The sequence below is a fragment of the Parabacteroides sp. AF19-14 genome, from assembly GCF_003635485.1.
Lineage (GTDB): Bacteria > Bacteroidota > Bacteroidia > Bacteroidales > Tannerellaceae > Parabacteroides > Parabacteroides distasonis.
Map to the genome: position 1 here is coordinate 665 of NZ_QTMJ01000025.1, position 15732 is coordinate 16396.

A 15732-nucleotide genomic window follows, 5' to 3' on the forward strand; every position below is an offset into this window, starting at 1 on the left:
TCGAAGTTCTGTATGCCGATGGGATAAATTGTCTGGTTCATGGCTTTGTGTATTTATGTGACTTATATACAAAGGTAACTCTTTCTCCCAAAAGGGCAAGTAACGGCGCTTTTTTCTGTACGGTACGATCAGTGGATGGCGCGTGCCGTGAGCGTTTTGCCTTTCCACAGCTATCGCGTGGGCTCAACCAGCCACTTCTCGATATTGCGGGTCTCGGCAGAGAAGTTCACGCCGATCTTGAAGACCTCCCGGTCGTCTCCGGCGAAGGGTAGGGCGTAGCCTTTCTCCTCGATCTGCCGCAGGGCCTCCTCGGCGGTTCCGTTGAGCTTGAACTCCATGATATATACATAGCGATCGGTTTGCAAGACGAGGTCTATACGCCCGTTCGAGGTATGGTACTCCACTTGCGTGTACAGGCCGACCAGCTTGAAGACGATGAAGAGGACGTTCCGGTAATGCAGCTCCGTGTCTCGTTCCGGCTTTTGCCCGGCGATCACCTCGTAGGGTGTGTCGGCGAAGAAGCTTTGGAGGCGGTGGAAGAAGGCGTCGTAATTGCCAGACCGTATCTCCCGAACGAACTGTCCGATCTCGAAGGGGGTCTTAGAGGCTTGTATGCTCGTATAGAAAGGAAGTAGGTATTTGACGAAACCTTCTTCCACCTCCTTGTTCGGGAAACTCAGTCGATAAATGCCAAACTCAGGATCATAGCCCTTGATGGTCAGATACCCGCTTTGGTAGATGACGGGTATGGGATTGTTCGAGGCGGAGTCGATGCTGTTCAGCACATCGGCGTCGGTCTCCGTGTTGGCCATCTCGTAGAGGTCGTAATGGGTGTGCTTGAGCAGCTCCACGAGGTAGGAGGGTGTTCCGGTCTCGAACCAGTAGTCTCCGAATTCCATCTTAGCGAAGGTATTCAATAGGCTGAATGGATTATATATACCCTCGGACTTGGCGGTGAAATGGTATCCGTCATAGCGTTGCTTGAGTTTTAGGCAGGTTTCCTCGTAGGTCATCATTTGGGTATCAGCCAGTTCCTTCACTTCGTCATCCAGATAGGCATGTATCTCTTTCTCTGTGATGCCGCATATCTCGACGTACCGATTATCCATCGACAGGTCCATGAGGTTGTTGAGGTCGCTGAATACGCTTACCTTGCCGAACTTGGTCACGCCGGTCAGGAACGCTAGGCGGATATATCCGTCCATGCTCTTCAGAACGCCGTAAAACGCTTTCAGTATAGAGCGGTAGGCCTCCTGTAACTCCAGATTCCCGATCGCCTGTAGCAAAGGCTTGTCATACTCGTCTACCAGTATGACCACTCTCCGTCCTGTTCTCTCATAGGCACGGCGTATCACGCCGGTGAAACGATCGGATGGTGTTATCTCTCTCTCGTCTTTCCCCCACAGGTCTTCCCAAAGGTTCAGATAACGTCGTAATATACTCTCTAATGCCCCAGGGTCAGAATATCTCTCCGCATTTAAATCCAAATGTAAGATGGGGTATCTTATCCAGTCTTTTTCCAATTTCTCCATTGCCAGTCCCTCGAACAGCTCCTTCTTTCCTTGGAAATAGGCCTCCAGCGTGGACAGCAGCAAGCTTTTCCCGAAGCGTCGGGGGCGGCTGAGGAAATAATATCGTCCGGTTGTTACTAATTGGTAGATTAGGGCGGTCTTATCAATATAGAGATAACCATCTTTGCGAAGGCTCTCGAAGTTCTGTATGCCGATGGGATAAATTGTCTGGTTCATATCGTCCTATATTTTATGCGACTTATAAGCAAAGTTACATAAAATATAGGAGAGGAACCGTATCTTTAGAAGTAAATTTTCAACAATAATATCTTACTATGAAGTAGATTTATAACTTGCTGACAGTAAGATGGATAAATATGCTTGTCGAATTTCCGTAAAAACACGTACATGTTTTCACGGATTCACGTACGTGTTTTTGGGAATTCACGTACGTGTTTTCCGAAAAACATGTACGAATAAAAAACAAGTCTGGAAAAACAGACAATAAGTAAGAAGTTTTTATTCCTTATACTTAGCCACCATAATCACGGGGTTGGATTCCTCATTCAATCCCGCTGCGATCTCATTCAAGCGGCCTTTCAGCTTACCTTTCTCGTAGTCTTCCACCAACTCATTGGCTTCTAGTTTCTTTATGAAAGCGATCCCATCGTTATTGATGATCTTTAGTATTCCGTGTTCGTACCACATATCAACGGGTGTCTGATCTACGAAATCGTTATTATATACGACACACTCAAAGATAGCGTCCTCTTGTTTATCATATACCAAGTCGGTTCTGGGGAATCCGGTTTCTTTCTCAAAATCCCATTGTTTCTTTGTTGTTTGCATGAAATAATACCGGTCGGTAAGAATACTTGGATAAAGAAATACTTCCGGGGCCATAGAGCGGATAGGTGGAGTCCTTACGATAAAGGGTTTGATAGAGTGATCTTGGGAATAACTATAAATCGTATCTGTAGATGGCTCTATTAAGACCCAACTTCCATTTTGGGAAATTAATTCGGTATTACGAGGTCCTGCGGACCAAATTCCTTTTGATAAAAACGGTGATATCTTATGCTCATAAGGGAGTTCGATTTCCTTGACAATGCTCCCGTCTTGTTTGGACAGGAGCCAAAATGCGCTTTTTCTCAGATTTTTATAATTGCCAATCTCATCGTAGCAGATTAAGTTGTCTTGATCGAAATTGTATATCTTCCCGCTATTGAAATTAAAATCTTTATCGTACTTTAAAGTTCGCTTAAAGTTTCCGGACAGGTCGTATACGATAAACTGGCTCGAATAGTAGTTGTTGATAAACAGCTCACCTTTCTCCTCATCGAGGGCAATAGACCCGATATTCGTGTATTCTTGGCTACCTTGGCCGCTGCGGTTGATTTTTCTCTGGCCTTTTCCGGTCCGGTCGAAGATAAATATATCTCCGTCTTGTCCGTTCTTGTTTCTAAGGATTATGAGATTTTTGCCGATGGCTTGCATGCTGGCTGAGGTTATGAATTCCTCATTCGTTTCTAATGGGATGTATTCCACATCCAAAAAGTCTTGAAGAATCAGTTCCTTCTTCGGATAATTTGCCGTGATATCCACGGTTAAAAAGTCGTTAGCCGGTTGCTTACCACTTTCGCATCCCGTTATCAGGAACAGGATCATCGCAGAGATTGTGAGTATAAGTTTCATGGTAGTATGTTTTTAAAGGTGTCCCTTTAGCAAACATATGCTTTTCTCACTGTTAGAAAAATATTTTATACATCTATTTTCGTGAATGTGTTGTTTAACATTATCTTTGCAAGTCAATGAACGTGAATATGGAAGATGATTTTGATATAAGGGATGCCCGGATGCCGGAAAACGAACGAGAGTACGAGAACGTGCTTCGGCCGCTTTCGCTCCGTGACTTCAGCGGGCAGGCGAAGGTGGTGGAGAACCTGAAGGTGTTCGTCATGGCTGCCCGCATGCGTAAGGAGGCGCTGGATCATGTGCTTTTGCATGGACCTCCCGGGTTGGGAAAGACAACGTTGTCGAATATTATAGCGAACGAGTTGGGGGTTGGTTTCAAGGTCACGTCGGGGCCGGTGCTGGATAAGCCGGGAGATCTGGCCGGGGTATTGACCTCGCTGGAGAAGAACGACGTGCTTTTTATCGATGAGATTCACCGGTTGAGCCCGATCGTGGAGGAATACCTGTATTCCGCTATGGAGGATTACCGGATCGATATCGTGATCGATAAAGGACCAAGCGCTCGCTCGATACAGATCGATTTGGCTCCGTTTACATTGATTGGCGCTACGACCCGTAGCGGCTTGCTGACTAGTCCGCTGCGTGCCCGTTTCGGCATCAATATGCACTTGGAGTATTATGATATGGAGACGCTGACGAAGATCGTGCTCCGTAGTGCTAATATCTTGAATGTAAAATGTGAGTTGAACGCCGCTAGAGAGATCGCTTCCCGTAGCCGGGGTACGCCTCGTATCGCCAACGCTTTATTGCGCCGTGTGCGTGATTTCGCTCAAGTGAAGGGGAACGGAGATATCGATAAGGCGATCGCTTGCTTCTCTTTGGAGGCGTTGAATATAGATCGGTATGGCTTGGATCAGATCGATAATAAGTTGCTGACGACGATCATTGATAAATTCCAGGGAGGCCCGGTCGGATTAACGACAATCGCCACGGCTTTGGGCGAGGACCCCGGAACGCTAGAAGAAGTGTACGAGCCTTTCTTGATCAAAGAGGGCTTTATCAAACGCACGCCCCGTGGCCGTGAGGTCACCGATTTAGCTTATACCCATCTGGGACGTAGCCGGGTGGGGGAACAAGGTTCTTTATTTGATTAGACAGATACGATATGGCAGGAGGAATGAAGCGGCTCGCTAAAGAGACAGCCGTTTATGGATTGAGTAGTATAGTGGGGCGTTTCCTGAATTGGATGTTGGTGCCGATGTACACACGTGTGTTGGCCGGAACAGGGGATTATGGGATCGTGACGAATTTATATGGTTGGACAGCCCTGTTGCTGGTCTTGCTTACGTATGGCATGGAGACGGGGTTCTTCCGTTTCATCAATAAGAAAGAGGAGCAAGAGCCGATGCGGGTGTACGCTTCCGTGCTGTATTGCCTGCTGGGAAGTTCGGCGCTGTTTAGCGTAGCGGTTTTCGCCTTGTTTCCATCTATTAGTGCCGGCTTGGGATATGGTGACCATCCGGAGTATATCGGGATGATGGCGGGTATCGTGGCGGTAGACGCTTTTTGTTGCATTCCGTTCGCTTATCTTCGGTATAAGGGAAAAGCATGGCGTTTCGCCGGGATTAAGTTGCTGAGTATTTTCTTGAATATTATCTTGAATATATTCTTCTTGATCACTTGTCCGTGGTTGCATACGCACTATCCGGAGGCGATAAGCTGGTTCTATCGTCCGGATTATGGGGTAGGCTATGTATTCGTGGCGAACGTGTTTACGACACTGATAACCTTATTGCTTTTGATCCCGGATATCTTGCCGGGCATACGGGCGAAAGTAGACGGAACGGTATTGAAACAAATCTTGCGTTATTCCTTCCCGATCCTCATTCTAGGTATTGCCGGTATCTTTAACCAGACGGCAGATAAGATCCTGTTTCCATTCTTGTTTGATGATAAGGAGTACGCGAACGAGCAATTGGGTATATACGGCGCATGCTTCAAGATCGCCGTGGTGATGGTGATGTTCACGCAGGCTTTCCGGTATGCCTATGAGCCGTTTATTTTCGCTAAAAACAAGAGCGATGATAATAAGAAAGCCTACTCGGAAGCGATGAAATATTTCATCATATTCGCCTTGTTTATCTTCCTCGGGGTAATGTTCTATATCGATATCTTGAAGTACTTTGTCGGGCCGGCCTATTATCCCGGATTACGGGTGGTGCCGATCGTGATGCTGGGCGAGTTGTTCTTCGGTATTTATTTCAACCTCTCCTTATGGTATAAGCTGATCGACCAGACACGATGGGGCGCCTATTTCTCCACGATCGGATGTGTGGCCACGGTCTCTATTATCTTGCTGTTCGGTCCCTCGTACGGTTATATGGCTTGTGCGTGGGCATCGTTCTTTTGTAATTTATTGATGATGCTTTTATCCTATTTTGTAGGACAAAAGAAATTCCCGATCGAGTACGACTTGAAATCCGCATTTCTTTATTTCGGAGTGGCGACGGTGTTATACGTGGCAGGCATGGCACTGCCGATACAGTCTGAATGGCTCCGGTTGGGATACCGCACGATCTTATTAGGCGTATTCATCGCATTTATGGTTAAAAGGGATTTACCTTTACGAGAACTCCCGTACGTAGGACGTTTCTTCCGTTAATCGGTAGGTTCGGAGGGCTTGGACGGCGTGGCGATTGGCATTGTGATAACGAAGCGTGAGCCTTTCGTATAAGACGGATCTGTCTTTATCTTACCGTTTAGCCAGTTAACGATCAAGCGACATAGGTAAAGCCCCAGGCCAGAGCCGGGAATGAAATCATTGGTCTTCGTGAAACGCTCGAATATCCATTCCTGTTTGTCTTGAGGGATGCCGCAACCCGTATCTGTTACCGACAAGGTCACTAAATTGGCTCCGCTATCCAGATGGTATGAAAGCGTGATGCTTCCTTTCTCCGTGAATTTATTCGCGTTAGCCAGCAGATGCGAGATGATCAAACTGAAATAAGCACGGTTGGTCAAGATCATATCATTCTCCTTATCGCCTTCCACCACATAGTTGATCTCCGGCTTCTCTTGATATTTCTTTACCTGTTGCATCTCATGTAAACAAAGCTCATGGATACGTGTGGGAACAAGAGGAAGGGAATCATTGCCGCTATCGAGCTGGGCGATCTCAAGGAGATTGTTCAGCATGGAAGTCAAGTGGTAACAGTTTTCATAGATAATACGGCTGAAAGCCTGTTTCTCGTCCATGGAGATATCGTCGTTGGTGATGAGTTCCGAGAAACCGTTGATTGCGTTTAAGGGAGTCCGTATCTCATGCGACATATTCCGGATGAAGGCGGTCTTCATCTCCTCGCTTTCTTGTGCTTTCTGGTTCGCTATCAAGACCAGCTCGTTAGACTTCTGCAATGCCCGATAGAGGGATCTCATTTTGCCTAGCCGGAAAAAGATATAGAACACGGCGCATAAAGCTAGAAGCAATAAGGATATATACAGGTAATTCTCTTTCTTGCTTTTCTGTAATTCCAATTCCAATGATCTCTTTTCGATCACCAACTCGTTCGCCCCTTTCTCGATCTCCAGATTTTCCATTTTCTTCCTGAGTTCTTGCATACGTAAGGTGTCTAGCAATACAGCGTATTCCTTGGATGTCTCATAGGCTTCCTTGTACATCCGGAGGCTGTCGTAAGCGGCAGCTTTCGCGGACACATAGGCGATTACATGTTCCTTGTAAAGCGGTATCTGTTTGGAGAAATTGATCAAAGAGTCACTGAACTCAATGAATTTCTTATAGTCCTTAATACCTAGGTAATAATTCGATGAGGTGTAGTAGAGCTCATACTCCGGGGCGGCGCTAGCTGATTCCGGATAAGCCTTCAGCAGATTCATGAACTTACGGTAATAAGAGGTCGCCAAATCCTTTCCAATAGCCTCGGCGCTAATGGCAAGGTTTGAATAAGCGCTTAATAATTGACGTTTGTTGACTGCGTAAGGACGTTTCCTCATCTCCGGGATGTTAGAGTAACCTAAGATCGTATTTAGGTAACGGGTAGCATATTGTCCTCGTTCTTGAGGGTTACTCGCATAAGCGCATAGCATGAAATAGGTGTTAGGCAAGAAATTGTACGCATATCGTAGGGGCAGTTTTTCCGCCTCGGCCAGAACATTGTCGAAATATTCTCTTCCTTGCTTAAAGTCCTCCTTAAGCATATTTTCTTCCATAATGCTGTTGCTGACAGCCATACCAAGTATATAATTGCAGGCTATTTTCTCGTAGGGAGATAATTTATCAGGTTCTTCCAGCTTGAATAGGCAATTCATGAGGACTTTCTTTCTCGGTTCACCGGATGTGTAGAATATGACGCGCGTATCTTGGATCATTTTCATGAACGACACGAGGCTGGCTCTGGCTTCTCCTTTTAGCTCCTGCTCGGCCTTGGCGATGTAGGTATTAGCGCTATCGGTTTGGTCCGTGTTGATATAACATCGGAGAATCTCGGTCAACGCCGCTTCCTTATAGTAATTGTCATTCGCTTTTAAGGCCTCCTGATAGAGTTGTTTAGCGTTTACTAATATGTCATCGTTTCGTGAGATATCCATTAAATTGGTAAGGATTTCCAGTCTAGAGCGTTCGGAGGTTGCTTTTTGCAAGGCGCTTTTAAGCGAGTCTGGCGTTGTCGTTTGAGATGAAACGACAAAGGACGTAAACAATAAGCATAAAAGCATTAGATATCGTTTCATACAAATAGGATCTCTTGTTGTTGTATTGTAAATGCAAATATACGTAATCTCACCATAAAAAAGCTATTAAATAGTTAGAAAAACAAACAATTGGAATATCTTTGCATAAATATGGGACAAGATTAATACCGCATGGAAAAAGGATTGCTACATAAACAGATTATGGATTTTTTCGTCCGTAATTTTGATGTCCGGCAGGAAAAGGAAGATGAGCTGGAGACGATAGAATCCATTAAAAAGGGGATAGAGTTTAAGGGGACGAACTTATGGGTACTTATTTTCGCTACGTTTGTCGCTTCTCTTGGGTTAAATACCAACTCTACGGCCGTGATTATTGGCGCGATGTTGATCTCGCCGCTGATGGGACCGATCATGGGATTCGGCTTGGGATTGGGTATCTCCGATTTCGACTTGATCAAGCGATCGTTCCGTAATTTTGCCACGGCTACGGTCTTCAGCGTAATAACGTCTACCTTGTATTTTCTTATATCACCGATCAGTGAGGCCCAAAGCGAGTTGCTTGCCCGTACGCAGCCCACGGTATACGACGTGTTGATCGCTTTCTTTGGCGGTCTGGCGGGAATTGTCGCTAGCTCTACGAAAAGCAAGGGAAACGTGATCCCGGGTGTGGCTATCGCCACGGCGTTGATGCCTCCGCTTTGTACGGCTGGATTCGGTTTGGCGAGTGGTAATTTATATTACTTTTTCGGCGCTTTCTATCTGTATTTTATCAATACGGTATTTATTAGCTTGGCTACTTATGTGGTGGTACGTTTATTGAAGTATCCGAAGAAAGTATTCTTGGATAAACAACGGGAAAAGATCGTGACCCGCTATGTCGGTATTATCGTATTCTTTACGATCGTACCCAGTCTTTTCTTGAGTTATAACTTAATCCGTAGCAGTTATTTTAATGAGAGGGTACGAACGTTTGTCACCGAAGAACTGAGTTTCCCGAATACGCAAATATTGAGTAAGGTGATTACGGATACAAGCGAGAAGAAAGAGGTAAAAGTGGTGTTGATCGGACAAACCGTACCAGACGAGATGATCGCGAACGCAAAAGCCAAGATGCCAAAATACGGATTGAAAAATGTCCATTTGATCGTACAGCAGGGCTTTGGCCAGGAAGCGACGGATATCAACGAGCTGAAGAGCCTGTTGATGCAGGATTTGTATAAGAATAGCGAAGAGGTGCTGCGTGTGCAAACCATCCAGATCGATTCTTTAAAACGGCAGGTTGACAAATATCAGAGTTATGGGCGTCTGACATCCGAGTTGATCCCGGAAATGAAAGTGTTGTTCCCCTTTGTGGTAGAGGCTTCTTGCTCGCATACCTATATCGTGAATACGGAGACGGCGAAACCGGATACGGTCATGCTGGTTTATCTGAAGAGTAAGACGAAGGTGAAAGAGGTTGAGCGTAAAAAGATTACAGAATGGTTGTCGGCCCGTGTCGAGGTAAAAAACATTAAGTTACTAATCGAATAATTTAGACTAATAAGAGAAGAATGAAGTTGATGAAAAGAGTGTGGGCGGCTTTGTTGCTTTTAGCCGCTTCCGGCCAGTTATATGCCGATGAGGGCATGTGGGTGCTGAAGGAATTAAATAAGCAGAATTTGGCGAGAATGGCCGAGTTGGGTTTTACCCCATCCTATGATCAGTTGTATAGTGAGACGGATCCTTGCGTGGCGAACGCCGTGGTAATCTTCGGTGGCGGATGCACGGGTATTACGGTTTCGGACGAGGGCTTGATCTTTACGAACCACCATTGTGGTTTCGGTTCTATCCAGCAATTGAGCAGCGTGGAACATGATTATTTGAAGGATGGTTTTGTATCCCAAAGCAAGCAAGAGGAGTTGCCGGTCCCGGGTTTGTCGGTACGTTATCTGAAAGAGACGGTAGACGTCAGCGATCGTATTAACAGCCAGATCGCCGGTATAGAGGACGAGTTCCAGCGTTTATCCGCCGCCGATTCTATCGGTCGTGTGATTTGTGACTCTGTGGGTAATAGTGAGTTCCAGGCAGCCGACGTGGTTCCTTTCTATAACAATAACAAGTATTTCTTGGTCGTATATGACGTATTTCGTGACGTGCGTATGGTTTTCGCTCCGCCTAGCTCTATCGGTAAGTTCGGTGGGGATACGGACAACTGGATGTGGCCCCGCCATACCGGTGATTTTTCCGTGTTCCGTGTGTACGCCAACGCGGATAATAAACCGGCGGAATACAACGCGGATAATAAGCCTTATACCCCGAGATATGTAGCTGAGGTGTCTATGCAAGGTTATCAAGATAAGGATTATGCCATGACAATCGGTTTTCCGGGAAGCACGGATCGTTATTTGTGTTCTTGGGGCGTGCAACAGCGTATCGAGAATAGTAATAAGCCCCGTATCGAGGTGCGTGGCATCAAGCAGGGCATCTGGAAAGAGGCTATGTCGGCTAGCGACGCCGTACGTATCAAATATGCCTCCAAATATGCGGGAAGTTCCAATTATTGGAAGAACTCGATCGGTATGAATAAAGGATTGGCGAATCTAAACGTGATCGAACGTAAACGTGCGGAGGAGACGGCCTTCGCTGATTGGGTAGCGAAAGATCAGGCCCGGGGCGCTAAATATGGCGAGGTCTTGAATTTGCTGGAAAAAGGATATACCTCGACCAATAAATATAGAGAGGCTTTGACCTATTTGAATGAGGCGTTTTCTAGTGGAGCGGAGATTATTCGTTTGGCCCGTATGGTGCAATCGGTGGATATTGAAGGAGCTACCCCGGAAGAGATTACTGTCTTTTTAGAGGATCGTATCCAACCGTTCTTCAAGGATTACGAGCCGTCTTTGGATCAGAAGGTACTGGCCGCGATGATGAAGATCGCGAAAGAACGTGTATCTCCGGAGTTCTTGCCGGATATTTATACGAGCGTTGATAAGAAGTATAAAGGAAATTATGAGAAATATGCGGCGGATGTATTTAAGAAGACTTCCTTATTGTCGTACGACAAGATCGCCGAGATGTTGAGAAATCCGAAGCAATATGAGAAATTGAGAAAAGATCCGGCGGCGGAACTGAGCTTGTCCGTATTGGTGTCTATCTTCCAGTTACAGCAGTTGATGGGCGATGCGGAGTATGATATCGCTAAGGGAGAACGGTTGTATTTCGCGGGCTTGAAGGAGATGTATCCGGAGAAAGCTTTGTCTTCCGACGCTAATTTCACGATGCGTTTAAGCTATGGTTCTATCGGAGGGTATCGTCCTTATGATGCCGCATGGTACAATTATTACTCAACGGATAAAGGTATCCTAGAGAAAGAGGACCCGACGAGCGATGAGTTCTGGGTACAACCGGAGATACTGGATCTGGTTCGTAGCCGTGATTTCGGACCTTACGCGAATGAAAAAGGGGAATTGCAGCTGTGCTTCCTCTCGAACAATGATATCACTGGTGGTAATTCCGGTAGCCCGGTATTCGATAAAAACGCCCGTTTGATCGGACTTGCTTTCGACGGTAACTGGGAGGCGATGAGTGGTGATATCGCTTTTGAACCGGATTTGCAACGTTGCATCGGCGTAGATATCCGCTATGTCCTTTTCATGATCGATAAATGGGGTAAATGCCCAAGGTTGATTGAAGAGTTGAGGCTCGTTCGATGAGAGAAAAAAGAGATGGGCATCCATGATTTCCGCGGATGCCCATTCTAAGGAGCTAATAATGCCCATTGTAAGGTGCTTTGAATGCCTATTCTAACAACCTTACGATGGGCATTGTAATATCCTATACGATAGGGAAGTTCTAAATGCCTAATTTAGACTTGATTGCCTTTGGTATCGCATCCTTATGTACCATGATATAGATCGTCTTGGCACGGACAAAACTATCGGACATGTTCAAGTATCCGCCGAAAGTATTACGCTCGGTTCCCCAAGAGTTCTTCGTGATATAATATTTCGTTCCGTTCTGATCCTTGGCGATGCCGGTAAGGTGCATCAAATGGTCATCGGTCGTGACGAACGCCTCGAAGCCTTCTTGACGGACCTGCGGGGTGACGTTTACTTCCGGGAAAGGTTTCTCGAATTTGTAGACTTCCTCTAGACGTTCCTTCTCGTCCATTTTCTCAAAGCGAGCACGGTCGGTAGTCGAGTAATCTTCCACCTTCTTTACCTCCGGGTTGATCGCCACGCCATTCTTGAAAGAGAAGCCTTTCTCGCTCACGTCGCCATCCCAACATACCGTGTAACCATTATTTAAAGCATAATCCGCGACTTGCATCATCTCATCCAACGGGAGGTTATACATTTGCGCATGTTCCCAGTTATCGGGAACCTCTACCTCGAATTTCTGGTAATACGGATGATGCGTGAAGCTTGTCAGCTCGATATAATCGTCCATATTCAACCCTAGGGAGGCGGCGAATGTCTTCGGGGTATATTCCTTGCCTTGATAAGTGAATTTCTCCGGAAGCTTGCCTAGGTAGGTATCGAATAGGTTATCGATTAGTTTGTAATATTCCGGGCTACGTTTCTTCATGTCCACGGCTGTCGTTGCGATCGCCTTGATGTATTTTACCATCTCGGCATGATTGTGCCGGTCGGAATCGTAGTTGATACCCGAGTACACCTCTTCCGGAACGATACCTACTTGGTTGAAAGCGTTCATGAAGGTGTGGGAAAGACTTCCTTGACCGATATTACCTCTGCCTTGGCGGACATAATTATCCTGCAACTGGTTCATGTATTTCTGGCGGACGATAAACATCTCAGAGAGATCGTACGTCCCTTTTCCCATACGGAGTAATTCCGACTCCATGAAAGAGGTCGTGGCGAAGCACCAGCAGGTTCCCGTGGATGCTTGATTCTTGACTGGCGTGGCGGGTACCTTTACTACATCCGTAAATTGGTAGCCTTGAGCGAATGTGCTCAAAGCACCTAGCGCTAAGGCGCATGATAGAATGAATGTTCTCATTGTAGTATCTATATTTTATAATTTAATTGATTAGAAGCCTCTTTCGAATTGGGTCCAGAATGAGTCTCCCATTTCTCTCCAGCGTAGCATCGTGGCTCCGGCGAAATCGGCGGTATATCCGGTTAGGTATTCTTTTGCGGCCTCCTCACCTTGTTGGGTAAGAATCTCTTTGTAACGGCTCTCTACGAAAGGAAGTTCTGTCTGCCCTTTCTCCGTAAAATGGGCGATAGATGCTTTCATACGATCTTTAGTCGCTCCCCAACGTACGGTAGCGAGTTTATTGGCACGACGGAAAGCCCATACGGCGGCATCTTCCCGGTAACGGTGCTGTCCGCAAACCTTGAAGCAAGCCGGGAGATCTTTCGTCCCACAGAAGATGGGGATGCGGGGGCTTTGTCCGGGATTATCATAGGCCATCCAAACCACGCCGCCTACCGCATTGGGTAACCAGTCACGTAACTGGATCACGGTAGAGTAGGAGCATTGTGGTACGGCAACCAAACGGTAGCTTTTTACGGCGTCCGGTTTTAACCCATTCAACATGTTCACCATATCCCGAGTCATCCAAGGATTGGCTACCGGACTGATAACCGTATCGGTCTCGTTACTATCTTTTTTCTTTACGGCTACTTTCAAGTTCTGGGTCATATCGTATTCCGTACCCTCGTACGTTTCGGAGAGGAGAGCCATCACATCCGTTACGGATACTTGCCGGTCCGGCTTTACGCTGATGGGAAGTTCTTCCGCGTCATACGATAAACGTAAGGAAGGCGCTAATTTATTCAATATAAAGAACTCACGGATACTGAAGGATTTCATCTCACCGGAATAATTTCCGCCTCCATATGCTTCCCAGAAGCGGAACGGTTTCTTTCCGTCCCAGAAGCCCATGCGCTTGGCTACCTCGAATACGTTGGCGGAAGCCATGCAATTGTCCGTATCTTTCGGATCGACCTTAGAGATACGCGGGATATTCGCCGATACGCCTACATGATCGTCGGGGATACGGATCGCCGCCCATACGCCACCGATCTTATCCGGACCCTCGCCGAAGACCTCGAAATGCCATACCTCTTTTGGATCCGCTATCGTAAGGCACTCGCCCCAGTCGCCATATCCGTATTTCTCGATCAACTCGCCCATCACACGGATGGCATCACGGGCGGTCGTGCAACGTTGTAAGACGATTCGCTGAAGTTCCTCGATCATGAACATTCCTTTCTTGTTGACAAGGGCTTTCCGGCCGGTGATTGTTGTTTCCCCGATGCCTAGTTGCTTCTCGTTCAGGCAAGGATAGGCCGTGTTGAGGAATTGATACGTAGACCGCGCTTCGGGCAGTGTTCCTTTCGCGATCATCCCCCGGGTTCCCTCGGCATATTCGGTATGCATACGTCCGGTATAGACCGTGGTTGTCGTATCGTGATCGTACGAGGCGGAAGGTACGATATCCATCCAAGTGCGGTAATTGCTATCGCAGGTGTGGCTAGTCATCACGGAGCCATCCGCCGAGGCTTTTTTGCCGACCATGATACTCGTACAACTCTCCGGGTTCAAGATCGGCTCCGGATACTGGATTTGTTGCGCCACCGAAACAGATAGGCTGGCGCAAAGCATAAGAACATAGGTAAAAAGTTTCTTCATATTTCTTGTGTTATTTAGATGTTTGTATCAATTAAATTTGTAGGCAGCTTTTCGTACGTCTTTTACGGATTTGAATGGCTTATTGGGTTTTAGATGCTTGGCGAGGAACTGGTAGATGCCGAGTCGTATCTCGGAAGCTTGTTTCGTGTCGGTCCGGTCGAAGCTATGGGCACCGGGAGCACGGTCGAATATTTTGTAGTCGAACTTCTTTCCTTCGGCCTTGAGAGCACGTATCATATGCTCTACTTCCACTACGTTCACGTCATCATCGCTAGTATTGGTATGGATGAGCAGGGGATCTTGTAGTTTTTCCGCGTGCCAGACCGGTGAGCGGCGTTTGTATTCCGCCATATCCTCCCGGGGAGTCTTCCCGATATGGCCCTCGTCGGAGAAGATTTTCCGATAATCATCGGTGGAATATCCCATGCGCATGATCACGTCGCTTACCGGTACTCCGGCGAAACCGCATTTATATTTACCGGGGTAGGTGAAGAGGTTCATCAGTGTGATCATTCCCCCGTGGCTCCATCCCATGATACCGATACGATTGGCATCTACGATATCGAAATTCTCTACCATATAATTACGACTAACGTAGACATCCTCGTTTTCCAATCCTCCGTAATCGATATTATCGTAAGTAGCCTTGCCATACCCCGTGCTACCCCGGTATTCAGCGGAGACCACGATGTATTCCTGGGCGATCAGTTCCCGGACGATATGGGCGTAATACGTGTTGAAATCCGCGTGTACGCCACTGTGCGGGAGAACGATCAAAGGATATTTCTTGTCGGGATCCACACTTTTAGGGATGAAGATATAAGTCCAGAACTTCAGTTCGTTTCCGGCACTCATCCCGGTAGGATTCGTTTCTTTCCAGTGGGCGGGGCCGCAGAGGTAGACTTTGTCGATATGGGCGATGTCGCCCACTTTCTCGTACCACAGGAGGTCGTCCACCTTCTTTACGACTTGGTCGAAATCATGTTGGTAGTTTTGCGCTATGGCATAGTTTGTTCCGAATATAAAGAAGAGGCAAAAGCAGGAAAGATGTTTAAGCAGTGTCTTCATGTGACTTATCTTTGAATTTGTGATTGACTGTGATTTTCCGGCTGTAAATATACAATAAAAGAAGCGTGATCCGTAATAAACGAACCACGCTTCTTTGATAAATTATGTA

Annotated in this window: 10 protein-coding genes; 4 read left to right on the top strand and 6 right to left on the bottom strand. The window is 46.7% G+C overall.

Features of this window, described 5'->3' with window-relative positions; genetic code table 11:
• Window positions 1-170: 170 nt before the first annotated feature.
• Both DWX33_RS18925 and DWX33_RS18930 read right to left on the bottom strand, forming a co-directional pair.
• Window positions 171-1748: an ATP-binding protein gene (locus DWX33_RS18925; protein ID WP_122380857.1), complete on the bottom strand. Its 1578-nt coding sequence runs from the start codon at window positions 1746-1748 to the stop codon at window positions 171-173.
• Between the two features lie 282 nt (window positions 1749-2030).
• Window positions 2031-3206: a 6-bladed beta-propeller gene (locus tag DWX33_RS18930; RefSeq protein ID WP_057327048.1), complete on the bottom strand. Its 1176-nt coding sequence runs from the start codon at window positions 3204-3206 to the stop codon at window positions 2031-2033.
• 128 nt (window positions 3207-3334) lie between these two features.
• On the opposite strand from DWX33_RS18930, the gene ruvB reads away from it, so the two are divergent.
• Window positions 3335-4360, top strand: coding sequence for a Holliday junction branch migration DNA helicase RuvB (gene ruvB / locus DWX33_RS18935; protein ID WP_008778665.1), 1026 nt, complete (start codon window positions 3335-3337; stop codon window positions 4358-4360).
• Between the two features lie 11 nt (window positions 4361-4371).
• Window positions 4372-5868, top strand: coding sequence for a lipopolysaccharide biosynthesis protein (locus tag DWX33_RS18940; protein ID WP_122379019.1), 1497 nt, complete (start codon window positions 4372-4374; stop codon window positions 5866-5868).
• Here DWX33_RS18940 and DWX33_RS18945 read toward each other — a convergent pair.
• Window positions 5865-7952: a sensor histidine kinase KdpD gene (locus DWX33_RS18945; protein ID WP_122380858.1), complete on the bottom strand. Its 2088-nt coding sequence runs from the start codon at window positions 7950-7952 to the stop codon at window positions 5865-5867. The two genes, DWX33_RS18940 and DWX33_RS18945, sit on opposite strands and share 4 nt — an antisense overlap.
• A 132-nt stretch (window positions 7953-8084) precedes the next feature.
• Between DWX33_RS18945 and DWX33_RS18950 the strand changes: the two genes are divergently transcribed.
• Together DWX33_RS18950 and DWX33_RS18955 are read left to right on the top strand one after the other, a co-directional pair.
• Window positions 8085-9443 carry a TIGR00341 family protein gene (locus DWX33_RS18950; RefSeq protein ID WP_005860553.1) on the top strand — a complete coding sequence of 453 codons (1359 nt, stop codon included), beginning with the start codon at window positions 8085-8087 and terminating at the stop codon, window positions 9441-9443.
• Window positions 9444-9472: 29 nt separating this feature from the next.
• Complete coding sequence (locus DWX33_RS18955; RefSeq protein ID WP_370450843.1) at window positions 9473-11605, top strand: S46 family peptidase; 2133 nt, start codon at window positions 9473-9475, stop codon at window positions 11603-11605.
• A gap of 139 nt (window positions 11606-11744) precedes the next feature.
• Here the strand turns inward: DWX33_RS18955 and DWX33_RS18960 are convergent, their stop codons facing one another.
• Genes DWX33_RS18960 through DWX33_RS18970 form a run of 3 tightly spaced genes read right to left on the bottom strand, consistent with a single transcriptional unit; the run spans window position 11745 to window position 15623 of the window.
• Complete coding sequence (locus tag DWX33_RS18960) at window positions 11745-12914, bottom strand: aminopeptidase C (RefSeq protein ID WP_122380860.1); 1170 nt, start codon at window positions 12912-12914, stop codon at window positions 11745-11747.
• A 30-nt stretch (window positions 12915-12944) separates the two neighbouring features.
• Window positions 12945-14555, bottom strand: coding sequence for a dipeptidase (locus DWX33_RS18965; protein WP_005863888.1), 1611 nt, complete (start codon window positions 14553-14555; stop codon window positions 12945-12947).
• Between the two features lie 27 nt (window positions 14556-14582).
• Window positions 14583-15623 (bottom strand): S9 family peptidase, encoded by a 1041-nt coding sequence (locus DWX33_RS18970; RefSeq protein WP_122380861.1) that lies wholly within the window; start codon window positions 15621-15623, stop codon window positions 14583-14585.
• Window positions 15624-15732: the final 109 nt, after the last annotated feature.